The sequence below is a fragment of the Corynebacterium sp. HMSC08A12 genome (assembly GCF_001807485.1).
Taxonomy (GTDB): Bacteria; Actinomycetota; Actinomycetes; order Mycobacteriales; family Mycobacteriaceae; genus Corynebacterium; species Corynebacterium evansiae.
The window spans coordinates 24662-41859 of record NZ_KV789183.1 but is presented as its reverse complement, the minus strand read 5'-3'; the positions used below and the strand labels follow the sequence as shown (position 1 = coordinate 41859).

General features: G+C 64.1%; 10 protein-coding genes. 6 read left to right on the top strand and 4 right to left on the bottom strand.

From position 1 onward, the window contains the following. The first annotated feature begins 54 nt into the window (after nt 1–54). Both gatB and HMPREF3166_RS06385 read left to right on the top strand, forming a co-directional pair. A complete protein-coding gene (gene gatB / locus HMPREF3166_RS06390; protein WP_070488274.1) occupies nt 55–1581 on the top strand; it encodes an Asp-tRNA(Asn)/Glu-tRNA(Gln) amidotransferase subunit GatB in 1527 nt (508 codons plus the stop codon). Nucleotides 1582–1765: 184 nt separating this feature from the next. Further along, on the top strand, nt 1766–3331 hold the full coding sequence (locus HMPREF3166_RS06385) for a DoxX family protein (RefSeq protein WP_246816952.1): 1566 nt from the start codon (nt 1766–1768) through the stop codon (nt 3329–3331). Here the strand turns inward: HMPREF3166_RS06385 and HMPREF3166_RS06380 are convergent, their stop codons facing one another. From HMPREF3166_RS06380 to HMPREF3166_RS06365, 4 genes are all read right to left on the bottom strand, one after another. Then, nucleotides 3332–6067: an ATP-binding cassette domain-containing protein gene (locus tag HMPREF3166_RS06380; protein ID WP_070488316.1), complete on the bottom strand. Its 2736-nt coding sequence runs from the start codon at nt 6065–6067 to the stop codon at nt 3332–3334. It abuts the gene before it with no gap. A gap of 320 nt (nt 6068–6387) precedes the next feature. Then, nucleotides 6388–8235 (bottom strand): dihydroxy-acid dehydratase, encoded by a 1848-nt coding sequence (gene ilvD, locus HMPREF3166_RS06375; RefSeq protein WP_035003479.1) that lies wholly within the window; start codon nt 8233–8235, stop codon nt 6388–6390. Between the two features lie 126 nt (nt 8236–8361). Continuing rightward, entirely contained in the window at nt 8362–8931 is a 570-nt protein-coding gene (locus tag HMPREF3166_RS06370) for a PH domain-containing protein (RefSeq protein WP_246816951.1), read from the bottom strand. A 13-nt stretch (nt 8932–8944) separates the two neighbouring features. Beyond that, a complete protein-coding gene (locus HMPREF3166_RS06365; RefSeq protein ID WP_070488270.1) occupies nt 8945–11140 on the bottom strand; it encodes a mechanosensitive ion channel domain-containing protein in 2196 nt (731 codons plus the stop codon). 1002 nt (nt 11141–12142) lie between these two features. Here HMPREF3166_RS06365 and HMPREF3166_RS06360 point away from each other — a divergent pair. The 4 genes from HMPREF3166_RS06360 (at nt 12143) to HMPREF3166_RS06345 (ending at nt 17081) form a co-directional block, all read left to right on the top strand. Further along, entirely contained in the window at nt 12143–14005 is a 1863-nt protein-coding gene (locus HMPREF3166_RS06360) for an acetolactate synthase large subunit (RefSeq protein ID WP_034985529.1), read from the top strand. Then, nucleotides 14005–14523 carry an acetolactate synthase small subunit gene (ilvN, locus tag HMPREF3166_RS06355; protein ID WP_034973946.1) on the top strand — a complete coding sequence of 173 codons (519 nt, stop codon included), beginning with the start codon at nt 14005–14007 and terminating at the stop codon, nt 14521–14523. Before HMPREF3166_RS06360 ends, ilvN begins: the two co-directional genes overlap by 1 nt. A 156-nt stretch (nt 14524–14679) precedes the next feature. Beyond that, nucleotides 14680–15696: a ketol-acid reductoisomerase gene (gene ilvC / locus HMPREF3166_RS06350; protein WP_070488268.1), complete on the top strand. Its 1017-nt coding sequence runs from the start codon at nt 14680–14682 to the stop codon at nt 15694–15696. 257 nt (nt 15697–15953) lie between these two features. Beyond that, a complete protein-coding gene (locus HMPREF3166_RS06345; protein ID WP_141741139.1) occupies nt 15954–17081 on the top strand; it encodes a cation diffusion facilitator family transporter in 1128 nt (375 codons plus the stop codon). Nucleotides 17082–17198: the final 117 nt, after the last annotated feature.

The following is a 17198-nucleotide window of genomic DNA, read 5'->3' as shown; positions in this document are numbered from 1 at the left end:
CGATCGTGGACGCCCAGCGACCCTAACGCCACACGAATACGGGGACGTATTAAGATGGCTGGCATGACTGCGCCTGTCTACGATTACTCCGATGATGTGATGGACTTCGACGAAGTGCTGGAGCACTTCGACCCGGTAATGGGCATGGAAGTTCACGTCGAACTCGCCACGAAGACGAAGATGTTCTCCACGTCCTCCGCGGAATTCGGCGACGCACCAAACAGCAACGTCGACCCATGCAGCCTCGGCCTGCCAGGCGCGCTGCCAGTCGTAAACAAGCTAGGCGTGGAATGGGCCATCAAGATCGGCCTGGCACTGAACTGCGAGATTGCTCCGAAGTCCCGCTTCGCACGCAAGAACTACTTCTACCCAGACCAGCCGAAGAACTACCAGATCTCCCAGTACGACGAGCCCATCGCCTACGACGGATACCTGGACGTCGTGCTGGAGGACGGCACCGAATGGCGCGTGGAGATTGAACGCGCCCACATGGAAGAAGACACCGGCAAGCTGACTCACCTCGGCGGTGCAGACGGCCGCATCCACGGAGCCACCGCATCCCTGGTGGACTGCAACCGCGCAGGCGTGCCACTGATCGAGATCGTTACCAAGCCCATCGAGGGCGCCGGCGAACGCGCACCAGAAGTTGCGAAGGCATACGTCTCCGCACTGCGTGACCTCGTCAAGGCACTCGGAGTATCCGACGCACGCATGGACCAAGGCTCCATGCGCGTGGACTCCAACCTGTCCCTGCGCCCCGTCGGCACCACCGAATACGGCACGCGCACCGAAACGAAGAACATCAACTCTCTGAAGTCCGTCGAGCAAGCCGTGCGCTTTGAAATGCAGCGCCAGGCAGCCTGCCTCGTCAACAACGTGGAGATCGTTCAGGAAACCCGCCACTACCAGGAAACCGACGGCACCACCTCCAAGGGACGCCCGAAGGAAACCATGGCGGACTACCGCTACTTCAACGACCCAGACCTGCCGCCCGTACTCGCCCCCGCCGAGTGGGTCGAAGAGATCCGCTCCACCCTGCCGGAAATGCCGTGGATCCGCCGCGCCCGCATCCAGGAGGAGTGGGGCCTGAAGGACGAGGAAATGCGCGACCTCGTCAACGCCGGCGCCCTGGATCTAGTGGTCGACACCGTCGAAGCAGGCGCCAAGCCCGACGAAGCTCGCTCCTGGTGGGTCTCCTACCTCGCAGGCAAGGCAAACGAACAAGGCGTGGAACTTACCGGTCTCGACATCACGCCGACTCAGGTGGCGCGGGTGGCGTCACTAGTAAACGAAGGCAAGCTCACCACCAAGCTTGCACGTCAAGCAGTCGACGGAGTCTTGGCGGGCGAAGGCGACGTCGACGAGGTCGTCGCAGCGCGCGGCCTGGAAGTTGTGCGCGATGACGGCGCCATCGAAGCGGCAGTCGACGAGGCCCTGGCTGCAAACCCGGACATCGTCGAAAAGTACCGCGCGGGCAACAAGAAGGTCACCGGTGCGATTGTCGGCGCCGTCATGAAGGCCACCAAGGGCAAGGCAGACCCCGCGCAGGTCAACCAGCTGATCGCTAAGAAGCTCAGCTAGCAGCGCCCGAGCCCAATGGGCGGCGGAGGCGAAGCGCTGCCGTAGCCGGGGGCCGGAATGCCGGACCGTCGGAGTCGAAAGGTGCGCGGAAACTCGGCAGGCACACAGCCGATGGAGTATGCCATCGAAGACATGCCGAGCGACCTCCCGCGGAAATCGCGCTGGTCAGAATAGTCTGGGGTGCGTGAATAACAACGCGAAGCCCAACAGTCCAGACGACGCTTTGTTCGGCAACTCCGCGGATGATCTGGCGGATGACCTGAACAACGACATCGACGTGCCCGTCTACCGTCGGGACGCGCAGAAGCCCACGGACGCCACACCTCCCGCCAAGGCGACCAAGATTGACAAGCCCGGCGAAGAGACTGCCGGCGAAGAAACTGCGGAAGCGTCAGCAGCAGGGGATGCTAAGCCCGAAGCTCCAGAGAGGGGGAAGGCTTCCGGGGGAGGGGCGAAGTCGGCGAAAACGTCAGAGCCGGCCGAGTCGGACGCTGCGGCCGCTGTGACGGTTGAGGGCGCTCCGAACAAGGACACTGGATCGGAGCGTGCGTCGACTGACACGTCGGCCGAGGCTTCGGCTGAAATTCCAGGGACAGAGGCTCCAGAGGCTGAAACTCCTGTAGAGGAGAAGCCCGCCAAACGGGATATTTATGCGGTGCTGGGCCGGGCGCGTCCGCAGCGCATTGAAAGCCGCCCGCCGGAGCCGGAAGTGGATCTGTCGAAGCTGGACTCCTCCCAGCCCGCTGGGGCTAGTGCTGATGTGGGCGCTGCCAACGGCGCGTCCGATCGTTGGGGCAAGGTTGATGACGCCAACCCGGCGGAGCGGCCCACCACTTCAACCAACGATCAGGCCTTCATCCGACAGGCGAAGAACGGCGCGACCCCTGCCGCGAGCGCTGGTGTGACCGGCGCGGCTGCTGGCGCGGGAGCTGCAGGCACGACCGATGGCTCTGAAAATGGCAACGCTGCCGCGGGTGCGGCGGGCGCGGGTGTTGCCGGCGCGTCTGATGGTTCTGAGATTGGCGGTGCAGGCGCGGCTGGCGGCGCTGATACGGCCGCTGGGGCTGCTAGTGCTGGAGTGGTTGGCGCGGGCGCTGGCGCTGGTTCTGGTGTGACCGGCGCGGGCGCGGCTGGCAGCGCTGATACGGCTGTTGATGCTGGCGTGACTGGGGTAGATCACGACACGGTGAGCGCAGACCGCGACGCGGCGGGTGCCGGCGCGGGCGCGGAAGTTAAGCGCGGCACCACCAGCTTCGGACTGTTCATCCTGCGCGCAGTGCTGGGCGCGTACCTCTTGGTACGCGGCCTGCAGACGCTGTTCGCCTTCGGCGGAGACCCGGGCGTCGACGTATTCCAGAGCCAACTGGGCAACTACAACTTCACCGACATCCTCGCCATCGGCATCCCGGTCGCGGAGGTTGTTGCCGGCGGGCTACTGCTCCTCGGCCTCGTCACGCCTTTCGGCGCAGCACTCGCCACCATCGTCAGCGGTTTCATGGCATTCCACAATCTCGACAGCTTCCAGGGAACCCTATGGCCATACGGCCTGAGCCCTCACGTCCAACTGTGGGCGGCGCTGACGGTGGCGTCAATAAGCCTCATCTTCCTCGGCCCCGGCCGGATCAGCCTCGACCGCAGCAGAGGATGGGCAACCCGACCGTTGGCGTCCGCTTGGATTTTCTTCGTAGTCGCAGCGGCGGCCACCGCCGGACTATGGCTCGGCGTCGGCGGAGGAAACCCGTTCAATTAGCTAGCTTCTTTCCGCCAATACTCGCCCCGTCGCGGTGTCCGTCTGAGCCACCGTGGCGGGGCTTCCGTCTGCCACAACCTGACCGCCCCGCGCGCCGGCCCCCGGCCCCATTTCGAGCACCCGGTCCGCCTGCGCGGCAACTCGCATGTCATGCTCCACAACCACCACAGTGTTCCCGTTGTCGACCAACCGCTGGAGTTCCGTCACAAGCAAATCCACATCCGCCGGGTGCAGGCCGGTGGTCGGCTCATCCATGAGGTACACGGTATGCCCCCGCTGAGCCCGCTGCAGCTCCGTAGCCAACTTGATCCGCTGGGCCTCGCCGCCGGAAAGCTCCGTGGCCGGCTGGCCGAGCCGGAGGTAATCCAACCCCACAGCCGACAGAGCCCGCAGAGCTCGGGCGATTGCCTCTTCGTCGGCGAAGACCTCCCGTGCTTCAGCGATGGTGAGCTCCAGCACGTCCGCGATTGTCCGGCCGTTCCAGGTGACTTCCAGCGTTTCAGCGTTGTAACGCGCGCCGTGACAGTCGGGGCAGGGAGTGTAGCTGCCGGGCAGGAACACTAGCTCGACTTCAATTTGCCCTTCGCCGCTGCAGGTGGGGCAGCGTCCTTGGGTGACGTTGTACGAGAACCGGGAAACGGTCCAGCCGCGCCGCTTCGCTTCGTCGGTCTGTGCGAAGAGTTTCCGTACGCGGTCGAATAGTCCGGTGTACGTTGCGAGGCAGGATCTGGGGGTTCGGCCGATGGGCTTCTGTGAGATTTGCACCAACCGATTGACGGTGATGTCTGCGCTGAGCTGGGCCGTTGCTTTTTCTTCGGGGTCTTTATCTTTTGACGCCACGTCTCCGTCGTCGACCGATGTCTTCACCTGTTTGCGCAGAGAGTTGGCCAGCGTGTGCAGGAGCGTGGATTTGCCGGAACCCGAAACGCCCGTGATCGCGGTGAACGCGCCGAGGCCGAATTCCACGTCGAGGCCGTTCAGGGTGCGTTCGTTGATGTCCGTGAGGCTGAGAACGCCGGAGGGGGTGCGCGCTTCGGCGTCGGTGGTCAGTTTCAGTGGCCCTGCGGCGAGGACCCGCCCGGTGGGGCAGTCCATTCCCGCCAGGCCCGCGCTTTCGGACGGGATCTGGAATGTGCCCTGGCTGGGATCCCCGACAGCAGCGGCAGTGGTCGCTGAGCCTTGGGATGGGGCCGGGCAGCAACTCTCAGCCTGGGAGGCGTTCGGGTCCCGGAGTTTGGTCGGGTTCTGGGACTTGACCGGGCCGGAGTAGAGGATCTCCCCGCCGTGCTCGCCTGCGCCCGGGCCGACGTCGACGATCCAGTCGGCCTCCGCAACCAGGTGCATGTCGTGTTCGACCAGTAGGACACTGTTGCCCGCGTCCAGGAAACCTCGGACTAGCCGCATCACTGCGCGGCGCTCCTCGGGGTGCAGACCCGCGGACGGCTCGTCCAGAACGTATGCCACTCCGAAAAGTCCCGACCGCAGCTGGGACGCCAACCGCAGCCGCTGCAGTTCACCCGCCGACAGGGTGGAAGTGGCACGGTCCAGGCTCAGGTGCCCCAAACCGAGATCCACCACAGACTCCAGCGTAGGGATCGCCTGGTCCAGCAGAATCCGCTCGGCCTCCGCGCTGGCGGGGGATTCCGCAGCATCCTCTGTGGCTTCAGTGTCTGAAGTTACTGAAGTTTCGGTTGCCTCTCGCCTCGTGGCCTCTTGCTGTGCTGGGGCGTGCTGCGCTATTCTTCGCCCAGTTGTGGCGTAGAGATCGGCCTGACCGCGGGCAGTGTCTGCGAGCATAGAGCCGCGGCGCTCGGCGAAGCGAGAGAGAACGTCTTCCAAAGGAAGCGCCCCAAGGCGATCGATGGGAAGGTCGAGGTATTCCACGGAAAGGGCGTCGACAATAAGGCGACGACCATCACACACCCCACAGCGGGAAGACTTCATAAACGACAGGACGCGGCGTCGTGTGGAATCGGAACCCGTCTCCGCCAACGTCTTCCGCAGATAAGAGGCCACCGAACGCCAAGTGCCCTCATACGTCCGCTGAATCTGATCCGCACCCCGGTGGGGGTGGATCGTCACCACCGGCCGCTCGTCCGTGAAAAGGATCCAATCCCGGTCGGCCCGCGGGATGTCTCGCCACGGAATGTCCATAGGGAAGCCGAGCTCCGCGACAATATCGTGGAAGTTCTTCCCCAACCACGCGCCGGGCCAAGCGGCGATAGCGCCCTCGTCGATGGAAAGCGACGGGTCCGGAACCATGGACTCCTCCGTCGGCTCATGCACCACTCCCGTGCCCTGACACTCCGGGCACATTCCCGCCGTCGTATTAGGGGAGAAGCTGTCCGAGTCCAGACGCCCGCCGTGGCGTTCGCGCACTTCCGCAGGGTAATCGCCGCAACGGGAATACAGCAGGCGGATCGTGTTCGACAGGTTCGATGCGGTACCCCCCGTCGAGCGCGCTCCGCCCGCCTGCGCCCCCTGCTGCAGCGCGACAGTCGGCGGCAGCCCCTCCACGGACCCCACGCGTGGGTCGACGGCTCCGCCGATGAGCCGGCGCGCGAACGGCGCGACGGATTCCAGGTACCGCCGCTGAGCCTCCCCATGCAGCGTGCCAAACGCCAGCGAAGATTTCCCCGAGCCGGATACGCCCGTCACCGCCACCAGGGCGTTACGGGGCAGCGAGACGTCCTGGTGCTTGAGGTTGCGCAAGTGTGCGTCACGGACGCGGATCATCCCGTCGTCGCCAGCGCTGCCGCGAGCGCTGTCGCCGCGAGCGCGGCCGCCGCGGGCGCTGTCAGCCTCGACTGCATTGGAGTCTGCGCGTTCTGCCTCGGGCTGGATGTGTGAATCATGCATGCCCTCCAGCCTACGGCCGTCCGGGAGGCCGCGACCCCGGGGATACCGGCTGTGCGGGGCGTCAGCGCCGCCGGAGAAGTCGGCCGGGCGCTCGAAGCCAGATCTTGTGGCCGGGGCGGGGCGGCAGCGCCACCGTTAAGGGGGCGTGCTGGCTGCAGCGTGAGGCTGGGTATGCGGAGGGTACGCGCCCGCTGGGGTTACTTCACCTCGCGGACGGCTCCGCGGTCAGCGGAGGTTGCCATCGCGGCATAAGCGCGCAGCGCCTTGGTGACCTTGCGCTGGCGAGTGGTGGGAGTCCACGGCTTGTCGGAAGCCTCCATCTCGGAGCGGCGGCGCACGATCTCCTCGTCGGAGACGTTCAGCTCCAATCGGCGCTCGTGCACGTCGATGGTGATCGGATCGCCGTCGCGGACCAGGCCGATCAGGCCGCCGTGCGCGGCTTCGGGGGAGATGTGTCCGACGGACAGCCCGGACGTGCCGCCGGAGAAGCGACCGTCGGTGATCAGCGCGCACTCCTTGCCGAGCCCCGCACCCTTGAGGAAGGCGGTCGGGTGCAACATTTCCTGCATTCCCGGGCCGCCGGCGGGGCCTTCGTAGCGCACGACCACGACGTGACCCGGCTTGACCTTCTTGTCCAGGATCACTCGCACGGCTTCTTCTTGGGATTCGACGACTAGTGCCTTGCCTTCGAAGTGCCAGATAGACGGATCAACACCCGCGGCCTTGATTACGGCGCCGTCTTCGGCGAGGTTGCCGCGGAGGACAACCAGGCCGCCATCGGCGGTGTACGCATGCTCTACATCGCGAATGACGCCACCCTCTGCATCGGTGTCCAGGCTGGACCAACGGTTCTCAGTGCTGAATGGCTCGGTCGTGCGGACTCCGCCGGGGGCGGCGTGGAACAACTCGATGGCTTCCTCAGTTGCAGCCCCGGAGCGGATGTCCCAGGACAGCAGCCATTCCTTCAGCGTGGCGGAGTGAACGGAGTGAACGCCTTCGTTCAGCTTGCCGGCGCGGTAGAGCTCGCCGAGGATGGCGGGGATGCCGCCTCCGCGGTGAACGTCTTCCATGTGGTAGTCGGAGTTCGGGGACACCTTCGACAGGCACGGCACTTCGCGGGACAGTTGGTCGATGGAGTGCAGGTCGAAGTCGATCTCACCCTCCTGGGCGGCCGCGAGGATGTGCAGCACGGTGTTGGAGGATCCGCCCATGGCCATGTCCAGTGCCATTGCGTTCTCGAAGGCCTCGCGGGTGGCGATGTTCCGCGGCAGGACGGAGGCGTCTCCCTCGCCGTAGTAGCGGTGGCACAGTTCAACGATGGTGGTGCCAGCCTTGGTGAACAGGTCGCGCCGTTTGGCGTGAGTCGCCAAGGTGGAACCATTGCCCGGCAGGGACAGGCCAAGCGCCTCGGTCAGACAGTTCATCGAGTTGGCGGTGAACATGCCGGAGCAGGAGCCACACGTCGGGCAGGCGGCGGACTCAACCTCCAGCAGCGCCTGCGCGTCGACTTTGTCGGACGCGGAGGCGGAGATGGCGGTAATCAGATCCGTCGGAGCCTGTACGACACCATCAACTGCCACCGTTTTGCCAGCCTCCATCGGCCCGCCGGAGACGAACACCACCGGGATGTTCAGACGCATGGCGGCGTTCAGCATGCCGGGCGTGATCTTGTCGCAGTTGGAGATGCACACCAGCGCATCGGCGGCGTGGCCGTTGACCATGTATTCGACGGCGTCAGAAATAACCTCGCGGCTGGGCAGCGAGTAGAGCATGCCTGCATGCCCCATAGCGATACCGTCGTCGACGGCGATGGTGTTGAACTCGCGGGGTACGCCGCCGGCTTCGCGGATGGCGTCAGCGACGATGTCTCCCACGTCCTTCAGGTGCACGTGACCCGGCACAAACTGCGTGTACGAGTTCGCGATGGCGATGATGGGCTTCTCGAAGTCCTGGTCCGTCATGCCTGTAGCACGCCACAGGGCGCGGGCGCCGGCGGCGTTGCGGCCCTGGGTGGTGACGGCGGATCTCAATGGGATGGCGTTCATACTGTTCACGGCTCTCTTCTTGTTGTTCCTACTCTGGAGTTCTTATTCCGGAAAAGTCTTTTCCTGTGATTTCTTGTTTTGCCGTTTGCTGGTTAGCGCGGCAAAGCTTAAGCACGAGCCGGGCGGTCAGCTGCTGGTGTTGTCCCTTTCTGGGGCGCTTGTGTTTTGCGCGTCGGCGTCCGGTGCGGCGGCGTCCGGCGCATCGACTCCCGCTTCGCGGCGGCGCTGCTTTTCGTATTCCTTGTACTCGTCCTTGTCCATGAGTACGGCGTAGCCCTCCTTGTTGACGACTTGCACCTTGTCGTCCGTGGCTGCGCGGGCTGGGCTGACGGGGTCGGGGATTCGTCCGCCGCTGACCTTGTGCAGGTCGATCAGGGAGTTAAAGGTCACGCCCGGCAGCCAGATGCTGTTCTCCTGGTTGTCTACGGCGTAGGCGCGTCCGGCTCGGTTGAAGCGGAGCGCGCGGAAGTCTTCCCACTGCATGGTTTTGCCTGCGCGGAAGAGGTAGCGCGTGGTGATGGCTTTGTCGGACACGGTGGTTCGTACCCACAAAGTCCACAGAATAAACACTAGCGGCACTAGCGGAACCCAGAAAAACCAGGCGACCTTATAGCCCGTGAATAGCAGGCAGATCAGGAACATGACGAACCCGCCGAGGATGTGTTCGCGGCTGGGGTGGAAAACCTTCGAGTTCATGGTGTTCATTTAATCAGCCATGGGTGGTGTCGGTCGCATTGGGCGTACCCATCGCACCCATAGCGCGGGGCGCAGCGCCGTTCATGCTGTTGCCGCCGGTGCCGCTGTTGTTGGAATTATTCTGGACGCCACCATTTCCGCTGTTGGGATTGTTGCCACTGGAGTTGCTGTTTGGCTCATTTGCTGTCCCGTTGGGTGATCCGTCGTTTCCGCCGGGGTTCGAGTTGGCGCTCTGATCGGAGTTTGCACCTGAGTTTGAGCCAGCGTTTCCGTCGGTGTTGCCGCCAGCGTTGCCGCCAGGGTTTGAGTTGGCGTTTCCGTCGGTGTTGCCGTCAGTGTTTCCGCTGGAGTTCGGGTCGGAGTTCGGGTCAGCGGTGGGGTTGTTCTGGCCGGTGGCGTTTTCGCCGGATGGATCGTTTGCTTCGGAGTTCTCGGAGTCTTCGGTGGATGCACTGTTAGAGGGGCGGTCGCGCCAGTAGTCGGGGGAGAGCCAGCCGGTGTCTCCCCCCTCTGGGTTCGAGGAGGCTAGCGCCAGGCCGCCGACTAGCAGCAGCGCCAGGATCAGCCCGGTGGTGGAGGGGCGGGTGCGGCCACCGACGCTCATGATCCTCTTGAACCTGGAGGAGTGTTCCTCGTTGCGCCAGATGCCTTGGAACTTCTCCTTCTCTTCGTCGGCATCCTCTTCACCTGCATTCTCTTCACTGTCATTCACGCCGCTTCCATCGCCAGCGCGGCCTGCACCGTCAGTGCCGGCTGCCGCGCCGGCATCGCCGTCAGACCTGGAGGTGGTGTTGGGGCTTGCGGCGGAGTGGGAGTCCTGCGAGGGAACCGAATGCGTCCGCCCGATGGTTCCATCGCTGTCGAGGGGACGGACTCCGGAGCCGTCGGCCGGTGCCGCCTGGCCGGGTCCGTCAGCCGGTTCAGTCTGGCCAGGGCCGTCAGTCGTGGGAGCCTCCGTGGGCTGACCAGTTTTTTCACCCTGTGCAGCCTGGCCGGGCTGCGCGAGCTGGCTGGCTCGGTCAGCTCCTTCCGCCTGCACCGCATCCATGGCGGCAGTATCCACGGTGGCAGTTTCGTGCGCCGACGCGGTTCCGCGTGTCGCTAAAGCTTTGTCCACGGGTGCGGATCGGCCTACTGGTGCAGAACTGCTAGCAGAAGCGGCCCTGCGCTCCTTGTCTCCGTCGCCGTCACCGGTCACTGAAGCGGCGATTCCTGCGGAGCCGCTCTGCAAAGCAGCAGTGGTTGAGGCCGACCGGTCGCTCGACGCGTGCTGGGCGGGAAGGACCTCCGTAGGCGCCAGCGCGGACTCCGCCGCCACAGCCTTCCTGGGATCGGCGACGGGGGAGGAGTGGGCGTCAGAACCCTCGAGAAAGACCCGCGGCATGTCGTAACGATCCCAGAACACATTCACCAGCGCCGAGCGCAAAACACGCTCCACAGCCCACTGGCGCGCCGGGTTCACCACGACCATCACTCGGAAGTTCACCTGCCACGACTGACCCGCCGCAGTGGGGGCGACGATATCCGTAGCTGGCAGAACCTCCAGCTCGCCGGTGACGTCCCCGGCGATAGTCGGATCCCCCAGAGCCTTCGCAGCCGTGGCCTCCACGCGATCCGTCAGCTGCGACATGGACTCGCCCGGCTGCAGAGGAACCGCCAAGTCCACCACCGCCCGCGACCAATCCTGTGAATAGTTCGTGATTACACCCGCGGAACCGTTCGGGATTGTCACCACCTCGCCGGAGGCCGTACGGACCTTCGTCGCGCGCAACGTCAGCGCCACAACCGTGCCCGAAATGTCACTGGACGTGCCGTCGAAGGCAACAAAGTCGCCCACGCCGAACTGACGCTCCGAGATGATGAAGAACCCCGCGAGGAAATCGCCGATCACGTTCTGTGCGCCGAAACCAATAGCAGCCGAAACCACCGTTGCGGGCAGGGCGGCACCCATAGCGGGGACGCCCAGGTTCGTCAGTCCCAGCATGATGATCGCGAAGTACGCAATCGCCTGCAGCACGTACACCAACGCTCCGACCAGGGCGAGGCGGGATTTGGTGGCCTCCTCGCTCTCATCGAAGCGGTTGCTGACAATGCGAATCGCCAAACGCCCCACGCGGGGGATCAAAATTGCGATAATGACCAGTGCAGTCAAGGGAAGGCCGTGGACGACCACCCATTCCCAGAGCTGGAAAGCATAGAACTTCAACATGCTTCCCCACCGTAGTCCCGGAAACGATCGGGGAGAGTGCTCCGCCAGGATTCGGACGGGATTCTGACCTGACTCTGACCAGATGTTGACCAGATTCTGACCCGATTCTGATTCGTTTCCAGACGGGGTTCCCAGTCGGATTCACGGCTCGCGTTCAGGAGCACGCACTGCGCGCCGGGGCGACCGTGGCACTTCTGTGCCGGAGCAACCGGGGTAACCGCGCCGCCGGGTGCGTGGTGACCGGGAGGACATTGGAGTTTCGGTTGCGCTGAGGCTGAGTGCCAGAGGGGAACCGGAGGGAAGCCGCGGATGGGAACTGGAGGGGGAAGCTCAGGGGAGCCGGGGAGATCGGGGAGAGAGAAACCGGAGGGAGGCCGGGGGTGCGGGAGGGATGAAGTACAGGTCGGGGGCGTTTTGGGCTGTCCAGTAGGTGAGACGGGGGCATCATACTTTGGGAAACGAGTGGTCAACGGCTTGACTACTTTCGCGAAAGCCGCTAAATTTAGAGCCATGGAATTCACGCAACTAGTACGAGTACTCATTATCGAGGGGCGCCACTAGCTACCTCGTCGAGCTCGACACGGCGCCCCCGACAACTGACGCAGCAGCGTCGGCAAGTTGGGGGCTTTTGTTGTGTGGAGGACATGCACCTAACCGAACAAGCGATTCCACACCGAAGATTTTCGGCTCTATCGCTTCCTGGTGACGCCAGCTCGCCGAAGTGCGAACGCTGCGGCGTGCGCCGCGTGGCAATGCGTGGCGCTGATGCGCGTGGCACTGCGGGGCACTGCAGAGCGCTGCTTGGCGCTGCGTTGATGCGCAGCGCTGAGGCGCAAACTGCGCGGCGCGTGCTGAGACGTGAACTGCGCGGCGCGTGCTGAGGCAGACGTCGAGGCGCGTGACGTGCGCCGCGGCGCGGCGCGACGGCAGGAAACCGGGAAGCGGAGGGGGCAAAGAATTGAAGGCAGGACGGATTCCAGGACTCAAGGAGCGAAGGAAAACGTGACACACACATCACGCTCGCAACCCAGCCCCGCCACCTTGGCGAATAACCCCCGCGGCAAGCGGCCAGAGCGAATTAACGGCGCACAGGCCGTAGTCCGCTCCCTAGAAGAGCTAGGCACCGATGTTGTATTCGGCCTGCCCGGAGGCGCCGTGTTGCCGCTCTATGAGGCGCTGTACGACTCCGAGAAGCTGAACCACATCCTCGTCCGCCACGAGCAGGGCGCCGGCCACGCCGCCACCGGCTACGCTCAGGCCACCGGCCGCGTGGGCGTGTGCATCGCAACTTCCGGCCCGGGTGCAACGAACCTGGTAACCCCCATCGCCGATGCCAACATGGACTCGGTGCCTCTGGTCGCCATCACTGGCCAGGTCGGTAAGGGTCTTTTAGGTACTGACGCCTTCCAGGAGGCGGACATTCGCGGCGTGACCATGCCGATCACCAAGCACAACTTCATGGTGACCCGCCCCGAGGACATCCCCGGCGCCATCGCCGAGGCTTTCCACGTGGCCTCCACCGGCCGCCCCGGCGCGGTGCTGGTGGACATCCCGAAGGACGTGCAAAACGCAGAGCTGGAATTCAACTGGCCGCCGAAGTACGAGCTGCCCGGCTACCGTCCAGTCACCAGCCCGCACCCGCGCCAGGTAGAGGAAGCCGTGCGCATGATCAGCGCGGCGAAGCGCCCGACGCTGTACGTCGGCGGCGGCGCGATCAAGGCGGAAGCGCACGCAGAACTGCTGGAATTCGCAGAAGCCAACGACATCCCAGTTGTCACCACCCTCATGGCTCTGGGCAGCTTCCCGGCCTCCCACCCGCTGTACATGGGCATGCCCGGCATGCACGGAAGTGTCCCGGCGGTCGCAGCCCTGCAGCGCTCCGACCTGCTGATCACCATCGGCGCCCGCTTCGACGACCGCGTCACTGGCCACGTGGATAGTTTCGCCCCGGATGCGAAGGTCATTCACGCCGACATTGATCCGGCGGAAATCGGCAAGATCCGCGAAGCCAACGTGCCAATCGTCGGCGACGCCCGCGAAGTGCTGGCCGCACTCCACCAGGCGATGCGGAACCTGGACCTGAAGAAGCCCGCCACCGCCGGCTGGCTGAACTACCTCAACAAGCTGAAGCAGGACTTCCCCCGCGGCTACGACGAGCAGCCCAACGGCAAGCTCGCCCCGCAGTACGTCATCGAGACCCTGTCCAAGACCATCGGCCCGGACGCCATCTACGTCGCCGGCGTGGGGCAGCACCAGATGTGGGCGGCGCAGTTCGTGGACTACGAAAACCCGCGCACCTGGCTGAACTCCGGTGGTCTCGGCACGATGGGCTACTCCGTGCCCGCCGCCATGGGTGCAAAGGCCGGCAAGCCGGACACTTCCGTCTGGGCCATCGACGGCGACGGCTGCTTCCAAATGACCAACCAGGAGCTTGTCACCTGCGCGGTGGAGAAGCTGCCGATCAAGGTCGCCCTCATCAACAACGGAAACCTCGGAATGGTTCGCCAGTGGCAGACGCTGTTCTACGACCAGCGGTACTCCCACACCAACCTGAAGCCGGGGGAGACTTACCTGCCGGACTTCCTGATGTTGGCTGAGTCTATGGGCTGCGCGGCGTTCCGCGTCACTAAGCCAGAGGATGTAGAGCCGACCATCCGCAAGGCTGAAGAGATCAACGACCGCCCCGTCGTCATCGACTTCATCGTCGGCGAGGACGCGCAGGTGTGGCCGATGGTCGCCGCCGGCACGTCCAACGAGGAAATCCAGTACGCACGCAACCTGCGGCCGCTGTTCGACGAGGAATCCTCGGCGGCAGAATCGCCCGCGGAGATCCACGAGGTCACCCAGGAAGGTGAAGAAGACTAATGAGCACGAACAAGGTACAGGTCCACACCCTGTCCGTCCTGTGTGAGGACGTCGACGGCATCATCTCGCGTATCTCCGGCATGTTTACCCGCCGCGCGTTTAATATCCTGTCGATCAGCTCTGGTCGCACGGAGGTCGAGGGCATCAACCGCATCACCATCATCGTCGAGGGCGAGGATCACGTGGTGGAGCAGATCACCAAGCAGCTGAACAAGCTGATCCCCGTTATTAAGGTCACGCGCCACGACCCGGAGACCATCGTCTCCCGCGGCCTGATGATGGTGAAGGTCTCCGCTGACAACGCGAACCGCACCCAGGTGGTGGAGTCCGCGAAGCTGTTCCGCGCGCACGTGGTGGACGTCGGGCCGGAGTCGGTGATCATCGAGTGCACCGGTACGCCGTCGAAGCTGCAGGCTCTGCTGGACGTTTTGGAGCCGTTCGGGATTCGCGAGCTTGTCGAGGCGTCGCCGACTGCGATCAGTCGCGGTCCTCGCGCCATGTACCCGGCGAATCTCTAGGTTCTTTGGTGACGCCTTCAGCTTGCAGCCGGGTGGGCGTCACTACCTACGAAAGAGGGCACCAGCCCACAAGAGTTCACTATGTGGACGCAAAAGTCTCACTAAATGAAATAGAATCTGCTATAAAGGTAGACAGTCAACGAAAGGAAGCTCCCCATGGCAATTGATGTTTTTTACGACGACGACGCTGATCTGTCCATCATCCAGGGTCGCAAGGTAGCTATCATCGGCTACGGCTCTCAGGGTCACGCACACGCCCAGAACCTGCGCGAGTCTGGCGTGGAGGTCGTCATCGGCCTGCGTGAGGGCTCCAAGTCCCGCGCCAAGGCTGAGGAAGCCGGCTTTACCGTGAAGACCAACGCGGAGGCTGCGGAGTGGGCAGACGTGATCATGCTGCTGGCTCCGGACACCTCCCAGGCGAAGATCTTCGCCGAGGACATCGAGCCGAACCTGAACGACGGCGACGCACTGTTCTTTGGCCACGGCCTGAACATCCACTTCAAGCTGATCGAGCCGGCCGACAACATCATCATCGGCATGGTTGCACCGAAGGGGCCGGGCCACCTGGTTCGCCGCCAGTTCGTCGACGGCAAGGGCGTTCCGTGCCTGATCGCCGTTGAGCAGGACCCGAAGAACAACGGCCGTGACCTGGCTCTGTCCTACGCAGCTGCCATCGGTGGTGCACGCGCCGGCGTGATCCCGACGACCTTCGAGGCTGAGACTGTTACCGACCTGTTCGGCGAGCAGGCTGTTCTGTGTGGCGGCACCGAGGAGCTGGTGAAGACCGGTTTCGAGGTTCTGGTCGAGGCTGGCTACGAGCCGGAGATGGCGTACTTCGAGTGCCTGCACGAGCTGAAGCTGATCGTGGACCTGATGTTCGAGGGTGGCATCGCCAACATGAACTACTCCGTGTCTGACACGGCTGAGTTCGGTGGCTACCTGTCCGGCCCGCGCGTCATCGACGCGGACACCAAGAAGCGCATGAAGGACATTCTGACCGACATTCAGGACGGCACCTTCACTAAGCGCCTGGTTGCCAACGTTGAGGGTGGCAACAAGGAGCTGGAGGAGCTGCGCGCTTCCTACAACGATCACGAGATCGAGAAGACCGGCGCCAAGCTGCGCGACCTGATGAGCTGGGTCAAGGTCGACGCTCGCGCCGAGACCGCCTAAAGCGGCCTGGTCACAACGGCCTGGCCGAAACTGCCCGACCGAAACTGCTCGGCCGAAACTGCTCGGCCGAAACGGCCTGCGTAAAGCGGTCTGGCTGAATAACTGAATGCTTTAGATTTCCAAGTTTATGGATTCTGAATTTGGAATCTGTTTAGCGGGGAGCCCATGTTCCGGCCGCCAATGGCGAGCCGTTCTGGCTCCCCGTCTTTGTTTTCAGTAAGTTGCCAATAAGGGATGTGGCTGCCTATAGTGAGGGTATGAACGACCCCGCAAGCGCAGCTCAGCAGCAACCGCACGACCGTGGTGGTGCCGACGTGCGCCGCCACGGTTCTGCGCGTTCCGGCGCGTCCGCGGCTGCCGTCGCCCAGGCTCGCCCCGCCGATGCTCGCGCTGACGCGCCCGCGCCCGCCGGCGTATCTGAGGGTGGCTATGCACATTCGCACGATTCCGGCCATGCACATTCCCACGACTCTGGCCACGGGCATTCGCACGGGCATTCGCACTCCCACGCGCCGACGGATGCTCCGCTGCGCGCGCTGCTCATTGTGCTTGGCGTCACTGGCACAGTCTTCTTTGCAGAGGTGATCGGCGGTCTGATCACCGGCTCCGTCGCATTGCTGGCCGATGCGATGCACATGCTTTCGGACGCCGCCGGCCTAATCATCGCAGTCGTTGCCATTTTGATCGGTCGCAGGGCCGCAACCGCACAGGCGACCTTCGGCTATCGCCGGGTGGAGGTGCTCGCCGCGCTTGTTAATGCGGTCACCGTGTTGGGAATCTCCGCTTGGATCGTGGTCGAGGCGTTCCAGCGCCTCAGCGAGCCGGTGGAGATTATGGCCGGCCCGATGATGATCGTCGCGGTGATCGGCCTGCTAGCCAACATCATTTCCGCGTGGATCTTGAACCGCCAGCGGGAGCATTCCGTCAATGTCCAGGGTGCATTCCTGCACGTGCTGGCGGATATGTTGGGTTCCGTCGCGGTGCTAGTGGCGGGTGGCGTGATCATTCTGACCGGCTGGCAGTATGCGGATGTTATCGCCTCGCTGGTGATTGCCGCACTGGTGTTGCCGCGCGCCTGGCAGCTGATGATGCAGGCCTTGCGCATTCTGCTCGAGCAGGCGCCTCCGGGCTACCAGCCCGCTGAGGTTGATGCTCTGCTGCGGCAGGTCGACGGCGTGCTGGATGTGCATGATCTCCACCTGTGGTCGCTGGATGGTACGAGCGCGTTGGCGTCGGTGCATTTGGTGGTTCCGGAAGGCCGCGACCCGGCCGCGGTGCTGTGCGCGGCACAGGCCGCTCTGCAGGAGCGGGGGATCGCGCACGCCACCATTCAGGTGGAGCGCGCCAGCCACGCCGACCACGAGGGTCCGCAGAACGTCTGCTAGCGGTTGGGACAGCAATGTGCACTAACGGTGGGGGAACAACGTCTGCTAGTGGCCGAGAAAGCAACGTGCGCCAACGGTGGGGCAGCAACATTCGCTAACAGGTGGGAAGAATCTCGG

Coding starts and splice junctions, on each gene's coding strand:
- gatB (WP_070488274.1), top strand. CDS start 55: ATGGCTGGCATGACTGCGCCTGTCTACGATTACTCCGATGATGTGATG.
- HMPREF3166_RS06380 (WP_070488316.1), bottom strand. CDS start 6,067: ATGATCCGCGTCCGTGACGCACACTTGCGCAACCTCAAGCACCAGGAC.
- ilvD (WP_035003479.1), bottom strand. CDS start 8,235: ATGAACGCCATCCCATTGAGATCCGCCGTCACCACCCAGGGCCGCAAC.
- HMPREF3166_RS06370 (WP_246816951.1), bottom strand. CDS start 8,931: ATGAACTCGAAGGTTTTCCACCCCAGCCGCGAACACATCCTCGGCGGG.
- HMPREF3166_RS06365 (WP_070488270.1), bottom strand. CDS start 11,140: ATGTTGAAGTTCTATGCTTTCCAGCTCTGGGAATGGGTGGTCGTCCAC.
- ilvN (WP_034973946.1), top strand. CDS start 14,005: ATGAGCACGAACAAGGTACAGGTCCACACCCTGTCCGTCCTGTGTGAG.
- ilvC (WP_070488268.1), top strand. CDS start 14,680: ATGGCAATTGATGTTTTTTACGACGACGACGCTGATCTGTCCATCATC.
- HMPREF3166_RS06345 (WP_141741139.1), top strand. CDS start 15,954: ATGAACGACCCCGCAAGCGCAGCTCAGCAGCAACCGCACGACCGTGGT.